Raw genomic sequence first — 21596 nt, 5'->3', positions numbered from 1 at the left:
GTGGGCCACCGTTTGAGAACTTGAGGCAGGAAATGACTGGAAAGCGTCAGAGCGCACGGCAGACCGGAGCCGGGCGACGGATGGCGGGATCGCATCGGCGAGTGCTGGGTGCGGGTTCGGCGGCAGCGGCATTCTTGGCGTTCGGCATGACGCCGTTGGTGTCGGCGCCTGCGGCACAGGCCGATGGTGAATTCGACTGGCTGCTAGAACTTTTCAACCCGGCTGCGTGGCCGGCTGCCGAGGTGGACACCACGGGTGGCCTCGACTGGGCGTCGTTGTTCGACTCGTCGGCGGGGCTGGCCAGTGGCGACCCGTTCGATCTGAGTGCGTATATCGATGAGTTCGTCTACATGCCGTTGCATGCCGGCATGCTCGACTGGATTGAGAGCCCGTTGGGCATCCAGGTCGACACCTTCATCAATGAGACGTTCGGATTCGGCTCGCTCGTCATCGGCAATGGGGCCACCGGTGTTGCCGGTGTCGATGGCGGCAATGGTGGTGCGGGCGGTTGGCTGTTCGGTAATGGCGGTGACGGTGTCGACGGCGGTGACGGCGGCGCGGCCGGCCTGTTCGGCAACGGTGGTGCCGGCGGTGCGGGGCTGGCGGGCTTGGCTGGTGGCGACGGCGGCGCGGGCGGTTCGTGGATGGGCGTCGGCGGTAGCGGCGGGGCCGGTGGCGAAGGTGGTGGCGCTGGCGGCAACGGCGGCGATGGCACGGGCTGGCTGTTCGGTTCCGGCGGTGCCGGTGGTGCGGGCGGTATCGGCGCGGCCGGTGCGGCGGGTCTGGCTGGTGCCACCGGGGTGTGGGCTTCGGACGGCAACGGCGCGGTCGGCGGCAACGGCGTGGTCGGTGGTAACGGTGGCAACGGTGGTGCCGGCGGTAAGGCCTCGGGCTTCTTCGGCAATGGTGGCAACGGTGGTGTCGGTGGTGCCGGCGGCGTCGGCGGTAACGGTGGCCGCGGTGGTGACGGTGCTGCCGGTGAGTGGGACGAGGCCGCCAGCAACGGCAATGGTGGTGACGGTGCCGGTGGTGGCGACGGCGCCAACGGTGGTCAGGGCGGCCAGGGCGGGCTCGGCGGCGCCGGCACCAGCCTGGGTTCGGCGGGCGTCAACGGCCTCGGCGGCCAGGGCGGTGCGGGCGGTAACGCCGGGATTGCCGGTGACGGCGGCGCCGGCTTGGAGGCGACCAGCGAGCACCCCGACGGCGGTAACGGCGGCGACGGCGGAAACCCCGGCGCGATCGGCCACGGTGGCGAAGGCGGCCTGACCGGCGGCTCCACCACCGAGCGCGCGGCCAGCGGTGCGGACGGCCAGGCCGCCACCAGCGGCGGTAACGGCGGTAACGGCGGTGCCGGGTTCGACGTGGCGGCCTACAACGCCGCCCACGCAGGCGAATTGGGATTCAAGGCGCTCACCTTCGCCGGCGGTAACGGCGGTCTCGGCGGCAACGCCGGCGCGGTCGGGGACGGCGGTACCGGCGGCAACGGTGGCAACGGCGGTGACGGCGGCAAGGGCGGCAACAGTGGCGTGCTGCTGGAGAACGGCCACGGCGGCAAGGGTGGTGCCGGTGGCAACGGTGGCAACGGCGGTGCCGGTGGTGCCGGCGGCTGGGAAGCCGGCCAGGGCGGTGCCGGTGGCACCGGCGGCAAGGGCGGCGCCGGCGGCGTCGGCGGTGACGCCCTGAACCCGAACTCCGGAACCGGCGGCGACGGTGGTGTCGGGGGTCGGGGTGGTCTCGGTGGTGCCGGCGGTGCCGGATACACCGGCGCCGCGGGTGTGCAAGGCGTGAATGACGGTGCGGGTGAGAACGGCGGCAACGGCGGTGCCGGTGGAACCGGCGGCGAGGGTGGCGCCGGCGGTAACGCGGGCCACGGCGCCACCAGCAACGGCGGCAACGGCAACGGCGGTGCGGGCGGTAAGGGCGGTGACGCCGGCGCCGGGGGTAACGGCGGCCGGGGCGCCGATGGCGACGCCACCCACCTCGACGGTGGCCAGGGCGGCAACGGCGGCAACGCCGGCGTCGAAGGTGCCGGTGGTGCCGGCGGCAGCGCCGGCACTGGAGGTAACGGCGGCACGGCCGGCCTGCATGGAGCCAGCGGGAACCAGGTGACCGGCGGCGGCAACGGTGGTGACGGCGGCGACGGCTTCACCTCCACGGTGGCCGGGGCCTCCGGTGGCAACGGCGGTGCCGGTGGTGATGGTGGCAACCTCGGCAACGGTGGCAACGGCGGCGCCGGCGGCAACGGCGTGGCCGGGAACAATGGTGTCGGCACCGACGCAAGTGGTAACGGCAACTCCGGCACCAGTGGTGGCTCGGGCGGCGTCGGCGGCAAGGGCGGCAACGCCGGTACCGGGTCGGCGGCACTGACCGGCGGTCTCGGCGGCAATGGTGGTTCGGGCGCCAACGGTGGCGACGCCGCGGCGGGCGTGACCGGTGCAGCCGGATCGTTCGCCACCGGTGACGGCAATGGTGGTGCCGGTGGCAACGCCGGGACCGCCGGGGCCGGTGGTAACGGCGGCAACGGTGGCGCGGGTGGCACCAACGGCGACGGCAGCTCGGCCTCGACCGGCACCGGCGGCAACGCCGGCAACGGCGGCGCGGGCGCCAAGGGCGGTGACGGTGGCGCGGGTGCCAACGGAGACGCGTCGCACCTCAATGGCGGCAACGGTGGCCGCGGTGGTGACTCCAGCCAGGGCGGTGCCGCGGGCACGGCCGGTACCGGCGCGTCGACCGGCGCCGCCGGATCGCAGGGTGCGGGTGTGGGCGGCCCGGCCGGCAACGGCGGCAAGGGCGGTGACGGCTTCACCTCCAGTGCGGCCGGTGCGTCCGGTGGCAACGGCGGTGCCGGTGGCAACGGCGGCAACCTCGGCAACGGTGGCAACGGCGGCGCCGGCGGCAACGGCGTGGCCGGGAACAATGGTGTCGGCACCGACGCAAGTGGTAACGGCAACTCCGGCACCAGTGGTGGCTCGGGTGGCGTCGGCGGCAAGGGCGGCAACGCCGGTACCGGGTCGGCGGCACTGACCGGCGGTCTCGGCGGCAATGGTGGTTCGGGCGCCAACGGTGGCGACGCCGCGGCGGGCGTGACCGGTGCAGCCGGATCGTTCGCCACCGGTGACGGCAATGGTGGTGCGGGTGGCAACGCCGGGACCGCCGGGGCCGGTGGTAATGGCGGCAATGGTGGTGCGGGTGGCACCAACGGCGACGGCAGCTCGGCCACCGGCGGGGCCGGTGGCAACGCCGGCAGCGGCGGCGATGGTGCCGCGGGCGGCAACGGCGGTGCCGGCGCCAACGGCGACGTGAACAACATCAACGGCGGCAACGGTGGTCGCGGTGGTGACTCCAGCCAGGGCGGTGCCGCGGGCACGGCCGGTACCGGTGCGTCGACCGGCGCCGCCGGATCGCAGGGTGCCGGTGTCAGCGGCCCGGTGGGCAACGGCGGCAAGGGCGGTGACGGCTTCACCTCCAGCGCGGCCGGCGCGTCCGGCGGCAACGGCGGCCGCGGTGGCGACGGCGGCAACCTCGGCGACGGCGGCGACGGCGGGGCCGGCGGCAGCGGTGTCGCGGGCACCAACGGGATCGCCGCCACGGTGGCGGGAGACGACGGCACCAGCGGTACCGACGGCGGGTCGGGCGGCAACGGCGGTGCGGGTGGCCTCGGCGGCGCCATCTCCGGTCAGGGCGGCAACGGCGGAGCCGGCGGTGCGGGCGCCCAGGGCGGAAACGCGGGTGCCGGCGCGGCCGGGACCAACGGCACCTATCTCAACAGCGGTGACGGTTCTGGGGAGAAGGGCGGCGACGCCGGTTCAGCCGGCAACGGCGGCCGGGGCGGCAACGGTGGTGCGGCCGGCGGCGTGGCCGCGGGTGGCTCTGGAGCCGGTGGCAGCGAGGGCGCGGCCGGGTCCGGAGGATCCGGTGGCGACGGCGCCGCCGGGGGCAACGGCGGTGACGGTGCGGCCGGCGACGCGTCCAACCTCAACGGGGGCAACGGCGGCGCCGGGGGCAACTCGAGCACCGGTGGAACCGGCGGCGCGGCCGGTACCGGCGCAGGTCCTGCCACCAGCGGAACCGGCGGCAGCAGCCCGGCCGGTCCGGCAGGCAACGGCGGCGCCGGCGGTGCCGGCTTCGACAATGCGACCGGCGTCGGTGGCGATGGCGGTAAGGGCGGCGACGGCGGCAACATCGGCAACGGTGGAGCGGGCGGCGCAGGCGGCACCGGCGGCAACGGCACCGACGGCAACCAGGGCACGCTGGCCCACATCAGCGGCACCGACGGCACCGCGGGCTTCCACGGCGGCAAGGGCGGCGACGGTGGTGTCGGCGGCTCGACGTCCGGCAACGGTGGCACCGGCGGTGTCGGCGGGGCCGGCGGCAGGGGCGGCAGCGGCGGCGACGGCGTCGCCGGCACCAGCGCCACGGTGGCCGGCGACTCCGGAACCGATGGCGGGTCCGGCGGCAACGGCCAGGCCGGCGGCTACGGCGGCGCCGGTGGCAACGGTGGCGCTGCCTCCAACGGGACCGCTGGTGCCAACGGCAACGGCGGCGCCGGCGGTGCTGGTGGTGACGCCGGCACACCGGGTGATGGCGGGAACGGCGCCAACGGCGATGCGCTGGCCATCAACGGCGGCAACGGCGGTGCGGGCGGTAACGCCGGCACCGCGGGCAGCGGCGGCGCCGGTGGTGCGCACGGCACCGGCGGCACCGGTGGGATCAACGGCGGTAACGGGGCCGACGGCACCGGCATCACTGGGCCGGCCGGTAACGGTGGTGCGGGCGGCGACGGCTACAACGCCGCCAACGACGCAGGCGCGGCCGGTGGTACCAGCGGCGGTGACGGCGGAGCCGGCGGCAACGGCGGCAACATCGGCAACGGCGGCAATGGTGGCGTCGGCGGTGACGGTAAGACCGGCGTCGGCGGCACCGGCGCGGCCGGCACCGCGGGCACCCTCGCAAACCCGAACGGCGGCGCCGGTGGTCAAGGCCTAGCCGGCGGCGACGGCGGCAAGGGTGGTGCGGGCGGCAACGGCGGGTCGCTGGCGGCCAACGTCGCCGGCAACGGCGGCAACGGCGGCAGCGGTGGAGCCGGCGGTGCCGGCGGCACCGGTGGCGCGGGGTATGACGCCAGCACCGGATCGGTGGCCGGCGCGAGCGGCGGTAACGGCGGTAACGGTGGCGAAGCCGGATCGGGCGGTACCGGAGGTGCCGGCGGCAATGCCGGCACCACCAGTCACGGCACCGTTGGCACCAACGGCAATGGTGGCAACGGCGGCAGCGCCGGCACCGCGGGCGAGGGCGGCCAGGGCGGCAACGGTGCCGCCGGCAATGCCAGCACCCCCAACGGCGGCAACGGCGGTAACGGCGGTGACCCGGGGAGCATCGCCGGCACTGGCGGAACGGGCGGCGCGGCCGGTACCACGGTCGGTGCCGGCGGCACCGACGGTACTGACGGCGCGAACGGAACCCAGGCCATCGGCCCGTCCGGCAACGGCGGCAACGGCGGCGCCGGCTACGACCCGTCCCACGACCCGAACGCGGCGGCGGGAGCCTCCGGCGGTGCGGGCGGCAAGGGCGGCAATGGCGGCGCGATCGGTAACGGTGGCGACGGTGGTGCCGGTGGTAGCGGTACGGCGGGGGTGGCCGGGCTCAGCGCCACCGTCGCGGGTGGCTCCGGTCTCGCGGGCCAGGACGGTGGCGCGGGCGGCAATGGCGGCGCCGGCGGACTCGGCGGCGCGCAGGCCGGTAACGGCGGCGCCGGTGGTGCGGGTGGCTCGGGCGCCGACGGTGGCCAGGGTGGCAGCGGCATGAACGGTGCTGCCGGTGCGGTGGCGTCGGGAGTCGCCGGGCAGGCCAACAACGGCCAAGACGGTGGCGACGGCGCTATCGGCGGTAAAGGCGGTAACGGCGGCAACGGTGGTCTCGGTGGGACCGCGGCCCACGGCACCACCGGCAGCCTCGGTGCGGGTGGCAATGGTGGCAACGGCGGAGCCGACGGCACGGCGGGCAACGGTGGTGCCGGAGCAAACGGCGACGCCACCAACCACCACGGCGGTGACGGCGGCGACGGCGGCGACGTCGCCTACCCGAGCGCCGCGGGCGGCAATGCCGGCACCGGTTCCGGCAACGCCACGGCCGGCAGCGCGGGCAGCGTCCCGAGTGGCCCGGTCGGCAACGGCGGCAACGGTGGTGACGGCTGGAACAACACCGGAACATCCGGCACCGGCGGCGCTGGCGGTGCCGGTGGCGACGGCGGCAACCTCGGCCTGGGCGGCGACGGCGGCCACGGCGGTAACGGCCCGAACGGATCGGGCCCCAACGGCTGATCCTGCTTCGACAGACCGACGCGGCTACCCCGGCAACGGGGTGGCCGCGTCGCTCTTTTGGGCGGGAGAGGGAGAGAAAAAGACATCCCGTTTTGCGAACCGTCATCCCTATCGCATTCGCGACGGGCTGGCCCCTCGGCCGGGAGGCGATGGCGTTGGGGCCTCCGATGGCCGTGACACCCACGGCTGACCGGGCCCGGCCCAGCCCGTCCGCTCTGGCAAACAAATCGTCGGTATTTTTACCTAACCTGAGAAACATATAAGTGGTGGAGATCACCTGTGAATATATTTCAAGCATTAACTTAAGCGCTTCGCTGCTTGGGTAATACCTGTTCAGTCAACCGCGAATCCACCCGGTCACCCCCTTCCAGTTTCCTCACAGAAATAGGGGTTGACTAAGAATTTGCCACTGCTAGCCTAGCCCCCCATCAGATTTGCCACCGATGTCAATATCTGCAGCTAAGGGGCACGTGCCATGTCTCGTCATCGTCGGAGTGGTCAAAAGATTCATCGCAGCAACCGGGTGTTCGGCGCCGGAACTGCGGTGAGTGCGTTTCTCGCGTTCGGGTTGGGGCCGTGGGCGGCGGCGCCCCCGGCGCATGCCGATTTTGACGATGTACTGGTGGACCTGTTGGGTGCCGACCTGGGTAATGCCGTGGCGGACCTGGGTGCCAACTGGGGTGACCAGGCGGCCTGGGCGGTGGTTCTGGATCCGGGCAGTTGGTCGCCCTTCTTCGATGGTCTGGGTGACCAGGCCACGTGGGATGCGATCCTGGCGGATCTGAATCTGGCAGGTATCGGGGCGGCCTCGCTGGATGTGCCGGGCGCTGCGGACGCGTCGTTCAATTGGGGTGACATCGACTGGTTCAGGCCGTTTGGCGACGGCGCGGACGGCACGGCTCTGCACCCCGACGGTTATGCGGGCGGGTGGATTTACGGCACCGGCGGTGCGGGCTGGGATGCCGACGGCACCGGCACCAGCATCGACGGTGGCGCGGGCGGCCAGGGTGGTCTGTTCGGTGGTGACGGCGGCGCCGGCGGTGACGGTTACCTGGGCGGCGATGGTGGCGACGGCGGTGCCGCGGGTCTGTTCGCCTGGTTCAGCCAGGGTGGCGCCGGGGGTGACGGCGGTGACGCGGCCACCGCGGGTGGTGTCGGTGGCACGGGCGGCATCGGTGGCGACGCCGCATTGTGGGGACTGTTCAGCACGGCAGGGGTGGGCGGCCAGGGCGGTGACGGGCTGGCCGGTGCCGTCGGTCTCGCCGGCAGCTTCGCCAACGGCGGCGACGGCAATGGCGGCAACGGCAACAATGGTGGTGCCGGCGGTAACGGTGGTGCCGGTGGCCGGGGCTCGTACCTGTTCGGTGCCGGCGGCAAGGGCGGTGCGGCCGGAAACGGTGGCGCGGGCGGTGCCGGTGGCCAAGGTGCTGACGGAGTTGACGGCACCAGTTCCGAGATCGACGGGGCCAGCGGTGGCAATGGCGGCGTAGGCGGCAATGGTGGCGCGGCTGGTGTGGCCGGTGCCGGTGGTGCCGGTGGCTGGTTCATCGCCAACGCCGCTTCGGGTGCGGCCGGCACCCAGGGTGTCGGCGGTCTCGGCGGCAACGGTGGTGGCGGTGGCGACGGCCTCGACGGCGCCGACGGTGCCGACGGAACTGCCGCTCACGCAGACGGTTCCGCCGGTGAGGCCGGTGGCGCAGGCGGTAACGCCGGGCTTGCCGGTGCCGGTGGTCAGGGCGCTGGTGGTCAGGCCGATAGCGGTGCGGCCGGTACCGCCGGTAAGGGCGGCAGCGGTGGCGTCGGCGGCAAGGGCTACGACGCGGCGACGGATGCGACCGCGGCGGCCGGTACCGCCGGTGGCAATGGCGGTGTGGGCGGCAACGCGGGTCTGGGCGGTCTTGAGACCGATGGCTCCCGCGCGGACTCCGGCGTGGCCGGCGCCGGTGGCGCCGGCGGCGACGGCAAAGACGGTGCCGCAGGTGCTGCGGGCACGGCGCTCGACCCCGAAGGCAAGGCCGGTGGTGCCGGCGGCGCCGGCGGCAACGGCGGTCAGGGCGGTCTCGAGGCCAACGGCACCACCCACGCCGCGCAGGGCGCCGGCGGCGACGGTGGCGCCGGCGGCAAGGGCGGCGCCGGGTACGACGCGGTGGCTGCGGGCGCTGCGGCCGGCACCTCGGGCGGCAATGGTGGCGTCGGTGGCGACGGTGGTGCCGGTGGCACTGGCTCCACGGCGGGCACTCATGGCGCGGGTGGCGTCGGCGGTAAGGGCGGATCGGGCACCGATGGCGCCGACGGTTCAATTGGCTTGGCGGGCACGGCATCTGACCCCGATGGCGGGGCCGGCGGCAACGGTGGCAACGGCGGCAACGCCGGTGTCGGGGGTGCCGGTGGTGACTCCGGCAACGGCAACCATGCCGCCAGCGGCAGCAGTGGCGTTGCCGGTAAGGGCGGCAATGGCGGCGTCGGCGGTGCCGGTTATGACGCCGCTTCCGACAACGGCGCGGCCTCGGGTACCGCGGGCGGCAACGGTGGCGCCGGCGGCAACGCCGGCGTGGGTGGCGTGGAAGCCAACGGTTCTCGGGCGGCCGCGGGAGCTGCCGGTGTCGGCGGCAAGGGCGGAAACGGTTCTGACGGCCAGGACGGTGTCGCTGGTTCGCAGGCCAACCCCGACGGCACCGCGGGCCAGGCCGGTGGCGCCGGCGGCAACGGCGGCCAGGGCGGCCTGAACGCCGACAACACGCGCGCCGCCGACGGCGATGGCGGCAACGGTGGTGCCGGCGGCAAGGGCGGCAACGGCTACGAAGGCCTAGATGGGGCCACCGCCGGTGCGGCCGGCGAGAACGGCGGCAACGGCGGTGCCGGTGGCGCCGGCGGTGTCGGCGGAACCGGCACCAACGCGGGCCTCCACGGCCTCGGCGGCGTGGGCGGTAACGGCGGATCCGGCGGTGACGGCGCCACGGGCGGCAACGGCGCCGATGGCACGGCCACCCACGTGGACGGCACGGCGGGCCAGACCGGCGGCGCCGGTGGCAACGCCGGCAAGGGCGGCGTCGGCGGCGACAGCGGCAACGGCTCCACCGCCGCCTCCGGCAACGACGGCTCGGCCGGTGTCGGCGGTAAGGGCGGCGCCGGCGGCAAGGGCTTCGACGGCGTCAACGGCAGCACAGGACGCGTCGATGGCACCAACGGTGGCGCCGGAGGCGCCGGTGGTGACGGCGGACAGGGCGGTCTGCAGACCAACGGGACACGTGCCGCTCAAGGTGATGGTGGTGCCGGCGGCGCCGGCGGCAAGGGCGGCAACGGACTCGAAGGCGTGGCCGGAGCCACCGCGGGCGCCAGTGGCACCAACGGCGGTGCCGGCGGAAACGGTGGCGCCGGTGGCGTCGGCGGGCACGGCACCAACAATGGCGCGGCGGGCGCCGGCGGTGTCGGTGGTAACGGCGGCAACGGCGGTGCGGGTGCCGCGGGCGCAACCGGTGCGGACGGCACGGCAAGCCATGTCGACGGCACCGCCGGTGGCAACGGCGGTGCGGGCGGTAACGCCGGCAAGGCCGGCAGCGGTGGACTCAGCGGCGATGGTGTCGCGGCCGCGGGCGGAACCGATGGCAACGCCGGTGTCGGCGGCGCCGGCGGCCAGGGCGGTAAGGGCTTCAACGGCGCCGACTCCACGACTGCGGGTGTTTCTGGTGCCAATGGTGGTGCGGGTGGCGCTGGTGGTAACGGCGGTCTGGGCGGTCTGCAGGTTGATGGCAGCACGCGTGCTGCCGACGGTGTGGGCGGCAATGGTGGCGCTGGTGGTTCCGGTGGTGCTGGTTACAGCGGTAAGGCGGGTGCTGACGCGACGGTGGCCGGTGCCACTGGTGGTGCGGGTGAGTCGGGCACCAATGGTGGTAACGGTGGTGCCGGTGGTGCCGGGGGCACGGGTTCGGTGGTCGGCCAGCAGGGTGTCGGCGGTAAGGGCGGCGCCGGCGGTTCCGGTGGTGCGGGTGGCAAGGGTGCCGCGGGTGCGGCGGGTACGGCGTCGCATGTCGATGGTGGCGATGGTGGTGCCGGTGGTGCCGGCGGTAACGCCGGCAAGGGCGGTACCGGCGGGGCGGGCTTCGGTGGTCCGGCTGCCAATGGAGTTGCGGGCACTGCGGGTGTGGGTGGTGCGGGTGCTGCGGGCGGTGCGGGTTATGCCGGGGCTGACTCCACGACTGCGGGTGTTTCTGGTGCCAATGGTGGTGCGGGTGGCGCCGGTGGTAACGGCGGTCTGGGCGGTCTGCAGGTTGATGGCAGCACGCATGCCGCGCAGGGCAATGGCGGTGCTGGTGGTGCTGGTGGCAAGGGCGGCGCCGGCTATGACGCAGTTGCCGCGGGTGCGGCAGCGGGCACGTCGGGCACCAACGGTGGCGCCGGTGGTAACGGCGGCGCCGGTGGTAGCGGCGCCACGACCGGTGCGCACGGCGCCGGTGGAGTCGGCGGCGCTGGTGGCTCGGGCACCGATGGAGCAGACGGCACGGCCGGTACCGCGGGCACCGCGGAGGACAGGACCGGTACGGCCGGTGGCAATGGTGGCGACGGCGGTAACGCCGGTGCCGGTGGCGCGGGTGGTTCATCCGGTGGCGGCAACTACGCCTCGGCCGGCACGAACGGCTCTGCGGGTAAGGGCGGCAACGGTGGTGCCGGTGGCTCTGGCTATGACGCAGCCTCGGACGCGACCGCTGCCGCGGGTACTTCCGGTGGCAACGGTGGTGTCGGCGGCAACGCGGGTCACGGTGGGCAGCAGGTCGGTGGCGGGCACGCCGCGGACGGCACGGCCGGCGTCGGCGGCAATGGTGGCGACGGTAAGGACGGTGCCGTCGGTAACGCCGGCACCGCGGCCGACCCCGACGGCACGGCCGGCGGGAAGGGTGGCGCCGGTGGTAACGGCGGCCAGGGCGGCCTGAACACCGACGGTTCACACGCCGCGCAGGGCGACGGTGGCGACGGTGGTGCCGGCGGCAAGGGTGGTGCGGGGTACGACGCGGCCGCGGACAACGGTGCCGCGGCTGGCGCCTCCGGTGGCAAGGGTGGCGTCGGTGGTGACGGTGGCGTCGGCGGTACCGGTGCCGCGGCCGGCGTGGACGGTGCCGGTGGCGTCGGTGGCGCCGGGGGCAGCGGCGCTGATGGCGCTGACGGCTCAATTGGCCAGGCGGGCAGTGCATCTGACCCGACCGGCGGCACCGGCGGTAACGGCGGCGACGGTGGTAACGCCGGTGCCGGTGGCGCGGGTGGTCTCGCCGGTGGCACCGGTGCCCAGGCCGCCAGCGGTGCCAACGGTGCGGCCGGCAAGGGTGGCAACGGTGGCGCCGGTGGTGCCGGCTATGACGCCGCCACCGATTCAACTGCGGCCGCCGGTACTGCCGGTGGTGATGGCGGTGTCGGCGGCAACGCCGGTCACGGTGGCCTCGAGGTCGGTGGTGGGCGCGGTGCGGACGGCGCGGCCGGCGTCGGCGGTAACGGCGGCGACGGCAAGGACGGCGCTGTCGGTTCCGACAGCCACACCGCAGGTGTTGCCGGCGGAGATGGTGGTGCCGGTGGTGGCGGTGGTAACGGCGGCCAGGGTGGCCTGGAAGCCAACGGAATTGATCGCGCCAACCTCGGCAACGGTGGTGCCGGTGGCACCGGCGGTAAGGGTGGCGACGGCTACAGCGGACAAAGCAGCGTCGCCGCCGGGAGTGACGGCGAGAACGGCACCAGCGGTGGCTCCGGCGGTACTGGCGGTAAGGGTGGCACCGGCTTCGTCGGCGGCGCCGGCGGTGCGGGCGGCCTCGGCGGCAACGGCGGCAACGGTGGTGACGGCTATACCGCCGAAGCCGGCAGCGGCGACTCGGGCACTGACGGCGGCAACGCCGGCACGGGTGGTGTCGGTGGCAACGGCGGTGCGGGCGGCAGCAGTGCCACCGGAACCGCCGGCAACGGCGGTAACGCCGGCAGCGGTGGCAACGCCGGCACCGCAGGCAAGGGCGGTGACGGCGCCGGTGGTGGCGGTGGCAACACCGCAGGGGCCGGTGGCAAGGGCGGCGACGGCGCCGACGGCGGAGCGGCCGGCAGCGTTGGCCTGGCCGGAGCGGGCGCCGGTGGCAGCGACGGCAACACCGGCAGTGCCGGCACCGACAGCGCCGGCGGCGCCGGCGGAGCGGGCGGCGACGCCCAGGGATTGCAAGCCGACGGCGTGACCGGCCAGGCCGGCGGCCAGGGCGGCGCCGGTGGCGCCGGCGGGTCGCACGCCAACGGCGGCGCCGGCGGTGCCGGCGGCGCGGGCGCGACCGGTGCGGCTGGAATTGATGGCGCTACGGCGGGTGCGTCGGCGACCACCGCGGGCGGTACCGGTGGCAAGGGTGGCGCCGGTGGTGCCGGCGGTGCCGGTGGCGTGATCTCCGGTGTCAGCGGCAATGGCGGTCAGGGTGGCGAGGGCGGTACCGGTGGTGCCGGCGGCTCCGGTGTCGATGGCGCTGCGGGCACCGACAACTCGGGCAACACCGGCGTTGCCGGCGGTAAGGGCGGCACTGGCGGCAACGCCACCGTCGGCGGCGACGGTGGTGCCGGTGGTGCCGGTGGTGCGGCCGGCGCGGCGGGCGGCGGTGGATCCGGTCAGCACGGTGCCGGTGGTGTCGGCGGATCGGGCGGTGTCGGGGGGAACGCCGGAAACGGTGGCAACGGCGGTGACGGCGGCGACGGTGACGGTGCCTCCAACATCGCCGCGGGCAAGGGCGGTGACGGCGGAACCGGCGGCTTGGTCGGCCGGGGTGGCGCCGGCGGTGCCGGCGGCGACAACGGTGACGGCACCTCGGCGGCCGACGGTTCCCAGGGCGCGGTCGGTCTCGGTGGTGACGGTGGCAACGGCGGTGACGGTGGAGACGGCGTCGGCCAGCTCCCCGACGGCACCGGCCAGGCAGGTGGGGCCGGTGGTAACGGCGGCGACACCGCGCTGTTCGGCCAGAACATCTACTACAACCCCTTGAAGCCCGCGGGTAACGGCGGTGCTGGCGGTAACGGCGGTGCCGGTGCGGCCGGCGCCGACAACGCCGCCGGTGACGGCTTCGCCGGTGGTGCCGGTGGTGCCGGCGGTAACGGCGGCAACGGCGGCTACCAGAACGGGCACGGCGGCAACACCACCGGTGCCGGTGGCGCCGGCGGCAAGGGTGGTGCTGGCGGTGAGGGCGGCGCGGCCACGGGCTTGATCGGTAACGGCGGCACCGGCGGCAAGGGTGGCGCCGGTGGCGTCGGCGGCTGGGCGGGTAGCGCAGAGAACCCGGGCTCCCTTTCCGACGGCTACGACCACAGCGTGGTCGGCGGCAACGCCGGCAATGGTGGCGAAGGCGGCGTGGGTGGCGGCGGCGGCGAGTCCAACGCCGGCACGGGCGGTACCGGTGGGGCCGGCGGTGTCGGTGGCGAAGCCGGCCGTGGCGGCTGGGGCTCGCTGCAGGGCACCGACGGCGGTAACGGCGGTGTCGGCGGTAACGGCGGTAACGGTGGTGTCGGCGGCAACGGTGTGATCGGCGGTACCGGCGGTGCCGCCGGCGACGGAGGTACCGGTGGCACCGGTGGCCACGGCGGTTACGGCTCGCCGGGCTTCGCGGCCGGCGACGGCGGTCTGGGCGGTGCCGCCGGTAACGGCGGCGTCGGTGGAGCCGGCGGCCAAGGCGTTGACGCAGCCAGTGGCGGTGTCGGTGGAGCCGGCGGCAACGGCGGTCTGGGTGGCCGCGGCGGTACGGCCGGCAACCCGGGATCGGTGGCGGGCGCTCCCGGTCGCGACGGTGGCCTGGGAGGCAACGCCGGTAGCGGTGGCAACGCGGGTGCCGGCGGCGCCGGTGCCGGTGACGCCGCTGATGGAGCCAACGGACATGGTGGCGACGGCGGTCTGGGTGGCCGCGGCGGCCAGGCGGCCGCAGGCGCGGGAACCGACGCCAACGGCAACGGCTACGACGGCGGTAACGGCGGTGCCGGTGGTGCCGGTGGCGCCGGCGGTCAGGGCATCGGTGGCGTCGGCGGCGGTAATGGTGGCCGGGGCGGCCAGGGCGGCCAGGGTCTCAATGGCGCCGCGGGCGCCAACGCCACGGCAGGCAGCGGCCTCGACGGCGGCAAGGGCGGTAACGGCGGCGACGGTGGTGCCGCGGGCCAGGGCGGTACCGGTACCGACGGCGGTCAGGACGGCGCGGTGGGTGCCGGCGGTTGGGCCGGAAGCGGTGGCGCGGGCGGTAAGGGCGCCGATGGCGCCGCCGGCATCGCGGCCGGCGACGGCGGCGCCGGCGGCAACGGCGGCGCGGCTGGTGCGGGAAACAACGTCAACCCGGACGCCTCGGACTACAACCCAGGCAAGGCCGGCAACGGTGGTGTCGGTGGTGCCGGCGGCAACCAGGGCGCGGGCACCGCGGCCGGCAACGGCGGCGCCGGCGGTAACGGCGGCGACGCCACGGGCGGTGCGGCCGGCATCGGTGGCGCCGGTGGCGCCGGTGGCACCGGATCCACCAGTAACGGCGGCAGTGGTGGCGCCGGTGGTAACGGCGGCGACGCCGGTCCGACCCCCAGCGCCACCGGCCCCGGCGTCGACGGCGTCGCCGGCGGCGCGGGCGGTGCGGGTGGCGCCGGCGGTAACGGTATCGGCGGCGGTACCGGTGGTAAGGGCGGCGCCGGTGGCACCGGCAGCGACGGCACCAACGGTGCCGACGCAATAACCCCGGGTGCGGCGGGCGGTAATGGCGGTAACGCCGGCGCCGGTGGCACCGGTGGTGCGGGCGGCAAGGGCGGCACGGGCCTGTCCGGCAGTGCCGGCGGCCAGGGCGGAAACGGCGGCACCGGCGGTACCGGGGGTAAGGGCGGTGACGGTGGCGACGGTGCCGACGGAGGCACCGGTCTGTTGGCCGGCAAGGGCGGCAACGGCGGCAACGGCGGCAGTGGTCTTGGTGGGGCGGCGGGTGCCGGCGGCACCGGCGGCACCACGGGCGCAAGCGGCACCGTCGGAGCCGCAGGCACCGGTGGTACCGGTGGTAACGGTGGCGACGGCGGCGACGCCTCGGGCCTGATCGGAGGGATCCCGCAGTCCGGCGGTAGCGGTGGCAATGGCGGTAACGGCGGCGTTGGCGCCAGTGGCGGTACCGGCGGCGTCGGTGGCACCGGTGCGGCGGTCGGCGCCGGAGCGTTCGGCGGTGACGGCGGCGTCGGTGGCGTGGGCTACCAGGGCTCCGGCGACATCGGCTACGGCGGTGGTGGCGGCGGTGGTGGTGGCGGTGCCTACGTGGGCGGCACCGGATCCACCAGCGGCTCCACGGTGACCGGTGGTAAGGGCGGCGACGGCGCGAACGGCACTGTCAGCGGTCCCGGGGCTCCCGGACTGACCGGTGGTGTCGCCACCCTCGTCATCGACGGCACCGTGGAAAACGTGGAGATCACCGGCGGTAATGCCACGGCGGACTACGCGGGCGGCGCGGCTAACGTCATTGTCGACGCGACCAGCACCATCACGGGCGGCAGCATCACCGGCGGTAACGCCGGCAACGGTGGCGCGGGTGGCGATGCCACCCTGGCCGCGACCAACGGGGCCGCGATCACCGGCAGCTCCGTCACCGGCGGTAATGGCGGCGACAGCTATGCGGGCGGTGCGGCTGTCATCAACGCTGACGGCGCAGGCGTCACGGTCACCGACGTGACGCTCGTGGGCGGCAACGCCGGTAACGGCGGCGAGGGTGGCAGCGCCACCGTGAACGTCGACACGGGCGGCTCCGTCACCGGCACTGAACTCACCGGCGGCAACGGCGGTGACGGCGGCGCCGGCGGGTCGGCAACGGTGTACGCCAGCCAGAGCGAGGTCACCGACACTCAGATCACCGGCGGTAACGGCGGTGACGGTGGCGCTGGCGGGTCGGCATCGGTGTCCGCCATCGACGGCAGCACGGTCGGATCGAGTTCGGCGACCGGTGGCAATGCTTCGGCCACGGCGGCCGGTGGCGATGCGTCGATCAACGCCGAGAACGGCAGCAACATCACCAACAGCCACGTCGAAGGCGGCAACGGCGGTGGTGGCAACGGCGGTGGCGGCAACGGCGGCAGCGACTTTGCTCGCGGCGGGTTCTTCAGCCTCTTCTCGGTTCCCGGCACGGATGGCGTTGGTGGTGCGGCCACCATCGCCGCCACCAACGGCGGTGTGATCACCGACGCCTACGCCTACGGCGGCGCCGGCGGCATCGGCACCGACGGCGGTGTCGGTGGGGCCGGTGGCGAGGCCGCGGTACTGGCCGATGGCACGGGCAGCACCGCAACCGGTAGCGCCTACGGCGGCACGGGCGGTGCCGGAACGGGTGGCATCGGTGGCGCAGGCGGACGAGGCGCCGTCGAGGCAACGGGCACGAACAGCTCGGCCAGCGGCACCGGAACCGGCGGCAACGGCGGCGACGGTATCGACGGCGGCCAGGGCGGCGCCGGGGCCGAGGGTTCGACCAACGCCACCGCATACGGCAGCGCCACGGGCGACAGCGTCGGCGGCAACGGCGGCAACGCCACCGGTGAGAACAGCGTCGGCGGTGACGGCAGCGGCGGCTGGGTCCAGGCCGGATATGGCGGCCCGGTGGGCGGCACCGCGACCGGTGACGCCACCGGCGGTGACGGCGGCGACGCCACCGGCGGCGGCACGGGCGGCAACGGCGGCCTGGCAGTCGTGCTGAGCAACGGCGTCGGTGCGGAAGCACACGGCAGCGCGTTCGGCGCCAACGGCGGCAGCGGTCTCGACGGCGGGACCGGCGGCGACGCCCGGGCTGCCGGCACCGGTCAGGTGGCCGCGACCGCCGACGGGTCCTACGCCTCGGGCATCGGCAAAGGCGGCGACGCCGGCGACGGCCTGGGCGCGGGCAACACCGGCGGCGGCGGCAGCACCGGCTGGCTGCAGGCCTCGGGTGTGAACAGCACAGTCACCGGAACCGCCACGGGCGGCGCGGGCGGCGACGGTCACGACGGTCTCGCCGGTGCGGGTGGCGGCCGGGGCTCCCTGCAGGCAATCGGTGAGGGCGCACAGATCCTCAACAGCCACGCCAACGGTGGTGACGGCGGTGCCGGTTACGTCACCTCTGCGGCGTCGGGCGGCACCAGCAACTTCCTGGTCTATGACGATGCGACCGTCAGCAACGTCACCGCGACGGGCGGCAACGGCACGGACGGCTTCGCCGGCGGTTTGGTGAAGGTCGAGCTCCACGACAACGGAAGCTCCGTCGTGGACACCACCCTTGCCGGTGGTGAGGCCAGTGTCGGCGGTGCCGGTGGCAGCGCCACGGTGACGGCTACCACCGGCGGCAGCGTCGCGGGCAGCAGTCTCGTCGGCGGTGCCGCCGGTTCCGGGACCAGCGGCGGCGCCGGTGGTGCTGCCACCGTGAGTGCCAGTAACGGAGCCTCGGTTACCGATGGTGACGCCGTCGGCGGTGCCGGCGGTGCCGGCACCAACGGTGGTGTCGGCGGTGCGGGCGGCGCCGGCAGGATTGTTGCCGACGGCCCCACCAGCACCGTCAACACCGGTGCGGCTACCGGCGGTCAGGGCGGAACGGCGGATGGCGCCGGCAGCGTCGGTGGTGTCGGCTCGGACGCTGATGTCGCGGCTGCCTTGGGCGGCAGTGTCACTGCGGGTACCGCGACGGGCGGCTCGGGCGGCAACGCCACCGCTGGTGGCGCCGGTGGTGCCGGTGGCTACTCGGCCGTGACTGCCGGTGTGGAGGGCGGCACCGGGGGCAGCGCGGCCGGTGACGGCCACGGTGGCACCGGTGGCAATGCTGACGGTGTCGGCAGTGTCGGCGGCAAGGGCGGCAGCGGCAACATTCAGGGCGGCTTTGTCCGGACCGGTATCGGCGGCAATGACGGTTCAGCCAGCGGCACCGCGAACGGCGGCAACGGCGGCGACGCCACCGGCGGCGGCAAGGGTGGCAGCGGCGGCACCGGCAGCGTGGTCGCCGGCGGAGCTGGTGCGGTCGCCGACGGCACCGCGACCGGCGGCGCTGGCGGCGCCGGGCTCAGCGGTGGTGTCGGCGGCAACGGCAGCGCCGGTCAGGTGGGTGCCTTCGCGGCCGGGGCACAGGCCAGCGGCGCGGCGAGCAGCGGCGACGGCGGCGACGGCACCGGTGTCGGCAGTGTGGGTGGCGCCGGCACCATCGGCAACATCCAGGCCTTCGGTGTGGACAGCGCGGCCTCTGGTACCGCCACTGGCGGTGACGGCGGCTCGGCGACTAACGGCGGCCACGGTGGGACCGGCGGTCAGGGCCGGATCGTGGCGAATGCGGATGGCAGCACGGCCACCGACAGCACGGCGACGGGCGGTGACGGTGGGTCCGGCGTCGGTGGTGTCAACGCCACCAACGCAACCGGTGGCCAGGCGTACGTGTTCTCCGGGACCTTGGGTGACCCCGCCAGCGGCGGCCACATCTCCGGCAGCACCGCGATCGGTGGCGACGCCAGCAGCACCGTCAATGGCGGGATCGGTCAGGTTGAGGCCATCAACGGGACCATCACCAACAGCTCCGCCATCGGAAGTGACGGTGGTGCCGCGGGTCTGGGCGGTTATGCCACGGTGAGTGCCACCAACGGCGGCGCGATCTCCGACAGCCACGCGATCGGCGGCCACAACAGCGCTACCGCCACTGGTGGAAACGCGACGGTGTCGGCCGACGGCGCGAACAGCACCGTCGACAACAGCACCGCCACCGGTGGCAAAGCCGGTGCCGGTGACGCCAACGGTGGTGTCGGTGGTACTGGTGGCGTGGCGCTCGTCGGCGCCACGAACGGGGGCAGTGTGGACGGCGGCGCCGCCCAGGGTGGTGCCGGTGGTGACGGCAGCAATGGCGGTACCGGTGGTGCCGGCGGGCTCGGAACTGTCAACGCCGACGGCGCGGGCAGTGCGGCCACTGGTAGCGCGACCGGCGGCAACGGCGGTGCCGGCAATGCCGGTACCGGTGGTGCGGGCAACACCGCCTACATCTCGGCGACTGATGGCGGCAAGGTCACCGCCGACGCCGGCAACCCGGACGGCACCACCGCCACGGGCGGCTCCGGCGGTGCCGGCAACAACGGTGGCACCGGCGGCAAGGGTGGCCTGGGTGGCGTCGAGGCGCACTCCGGCGGCACGTCGTACGGTCAGGCGACCGGTGGTACCGGTGGCACCGCGACCGATGCCGGCAGCAAGGGCGGCAACGGCGGTAACGCCGGTATCGACGCCGGCGAGGCGCACAGCGGCCTGGGCGGGCCTGGCGGTAGCGCCCACGGCACCGCGATCGCCGGCAACGGTGGCGACGCCACCGGCGGGGGCACCGGCGGCAACGGCAGCTACGGCAGCATCAACGCCGGCGGGATCGGTGCGGAGGCCAGCGGCACCGGCCACGGCGGTAACGGCGGTGACGGCCTCAACGGCGGCACCGGTGGCAATGGCCAGAACGGCCAGGTGGCCGCTTTGGGTGATGGGACCTACGCCAGCGGTACCGGCCGAGCCGGCAATGGCGGTGACGGTGACGGCACGGGCAGCAAGGGCGGCGACGGCGGCCTGGGTTGGGTCCGTGCGCTGGCCGAGAACAGCACCGTCACCAACGGCAGCTCCACCGGTGGCGACGGTGGTGCGGGCAGCGCGGGCAAGGCCGGCGGTGCTGGTGGTCAGGCCTACGTGCAGACCAACGCCGCCGACGACACCATCCAGAACAGCACTGCGACCGCCGGCCACGGCGGTGACAGCGCCAACGGGGTCAACGGCGGGCAGGGTGGCCGGGCGCAGGTCTTCGCCGGTGACCCCAACACGGTGACCACCGGCGGCGACGTCATCACCAACAGCAGCGCCACCGGCGGGGACGGCGCAGCCGGCCACAACGGCGGGAACACTCTGGTGCAGGCCACCAACGGCGCCACCATCTCCGACAGCCACGCCGCAGCCGGGAACAGCAACACCACCGCCACCGGCGGCGCCGCCGGCATCAGCGCCGACGGAACCGGCAGCGCGGTGGCGGGCAGCCAGGTCACCGCCGGCAACGCCGGCGTCGGCGACGACAACGGCGGTACCGGCGGCGGAGGTGGTGCGGCCAACATCGCCGTTACCAACGGCGCCACGATCACCGACACCACCGTCACGGGCGGTACGGGCGGAATCGGTACCGACGGCGGACATGGCGGTCTCGGTGGCTTCGGTCTGGCCGCGGCGACCGGTGCCGGCAGCAGCATCACCGGCAGCGCCTTCGGCGGCGTCGGCGGGGACGGCTCCAACACCGGAATCGGCGGCGACGGCGGCAGCGGTCAGCTGATCGTCGACGTTGCGGGCGGCACGGTCGGTGGGGGCGGCAACACCGCCACCGCGACCGGCGGCGTCGGTGGCGCGGGCAGTGACGGCGGCGTCGGCGGCAAGGGTTCCTGGGGTGAGTTGGAGTCCAACGGCCCCGGCGGCAACTCCTACGGTGTGTCCACCGGCGGATCCGGCGGCCAAGCCACCGGGAACGGGAGCCACGGCGGCAACGGCGGAAGCTCGGACATTCAGAGCTCCAAGACCACGGACGGGTTCGGTGACCCCGCCCTCGGCGGTCCCGGCGGGACGGCAAGCGGTACGTCGACCGGAGGCGACGGCGGCGCGGCCAGTGGCGGCGGCACCGGCGGCAATGGCGGCAAGGCCAGCATTGCCGCCGGCGGGGCCAACGCGGTGGCCGGCGGCACATCTCACGGCGGTACCGGCGGCGAAGGGGATGGCGGCCAGGGCGGCAACGCCGGAACCAGCCGGATCACCGCACTGGGTGAGAACACCACGGCTGTCGGTGGCGACGCCACCGGTGGCGACGGTGGCAAGGGCAGTGCCGGCGGTACCGGCGGCGCCGGCGCTGACGGCAACATCGGAGCCGCGCTGACCAGCGCCGGGAGTCCCGGCGATAACCCGACCGCCAACAACAACACGGTCGTCGGTGGGAGCGGCGGCGAAGGCGGCAGCGGTCACACCGGTGGTGCTGGTGGCGAGGCCGACGTCTATGCGGTCAACAACGGTGAAAACCCGGGGTGGCCTAACCCGAACAGCAACCAGACTGTTCACGGGACCAACGGCGCGGACAATCCGTAAGCCCCACTCGCCCAGTCCCCGCGGCCCGGTCTTTCGACCGGGCCGCGGTGGCGTTCGGATGCCACCGGTCACCGAACAGGCTTAATTATTTCTGAGATTTTTTGCCCGCCGGGCGCGGGACGTTGTCGTGTCCGCCGCGCCTGGAAGGGGCGTCGCCTCCCGGCGCCCTGGGGAATCTGGCAGCTGAAACCCGGTAGTTAGCG

Annotated in this window: 2 protein-coding genes; both read left to right on the top strand. The window is 74.6% G+C overall.

The features are described from left to right. Positions 1–80 precede the first annotated feature (80 nt). Entirely contained in the window at positions 81–6320 is a 6240-nt protein-coding gene (locus K3U94_RS24230; protein ID WP_220695070.1) for a PE family protein, read from the top strand. A gap of 544 nt (positions 6321–6864) precedes the next feature. Then, positions 6865–21393, top strand: coding sequence for a beta strand repeat-containing protein (locus K3U94_RS22375; RefSeq protein ID WP_220696939.1), 14529 nt, complete (start codon positions 6865–6867; stop codon positions 21391–21393). Positions 21394–21596: the final 203 nt, after the last annotated feature.

The sequence above is a fragment of the Mycolicibacter heraklionensis genome (genome assembly GCF_019645815.1).
GTDB lineage: Bacteria > Actinomycetota > Actinomycetes > Mycobacteriales > Mycobacteriaceae > Mycobacterium > Mycobacterium heraklionense.
Note: the sequence above shows the minus strand (reverse complement) of the source record. Positions and strands in the feature narration are given on the sequence as shown.

Excerpts from the sequence above, each read along its gene's own strand:
- K3U94_RS24230 (WP_220695070.1), top strand. The coding sequence starts at position 81 with ATGGCGGGATCGCATCGGCGAGTGCTGGGTGCGGGTTCGGCGGCAGCG.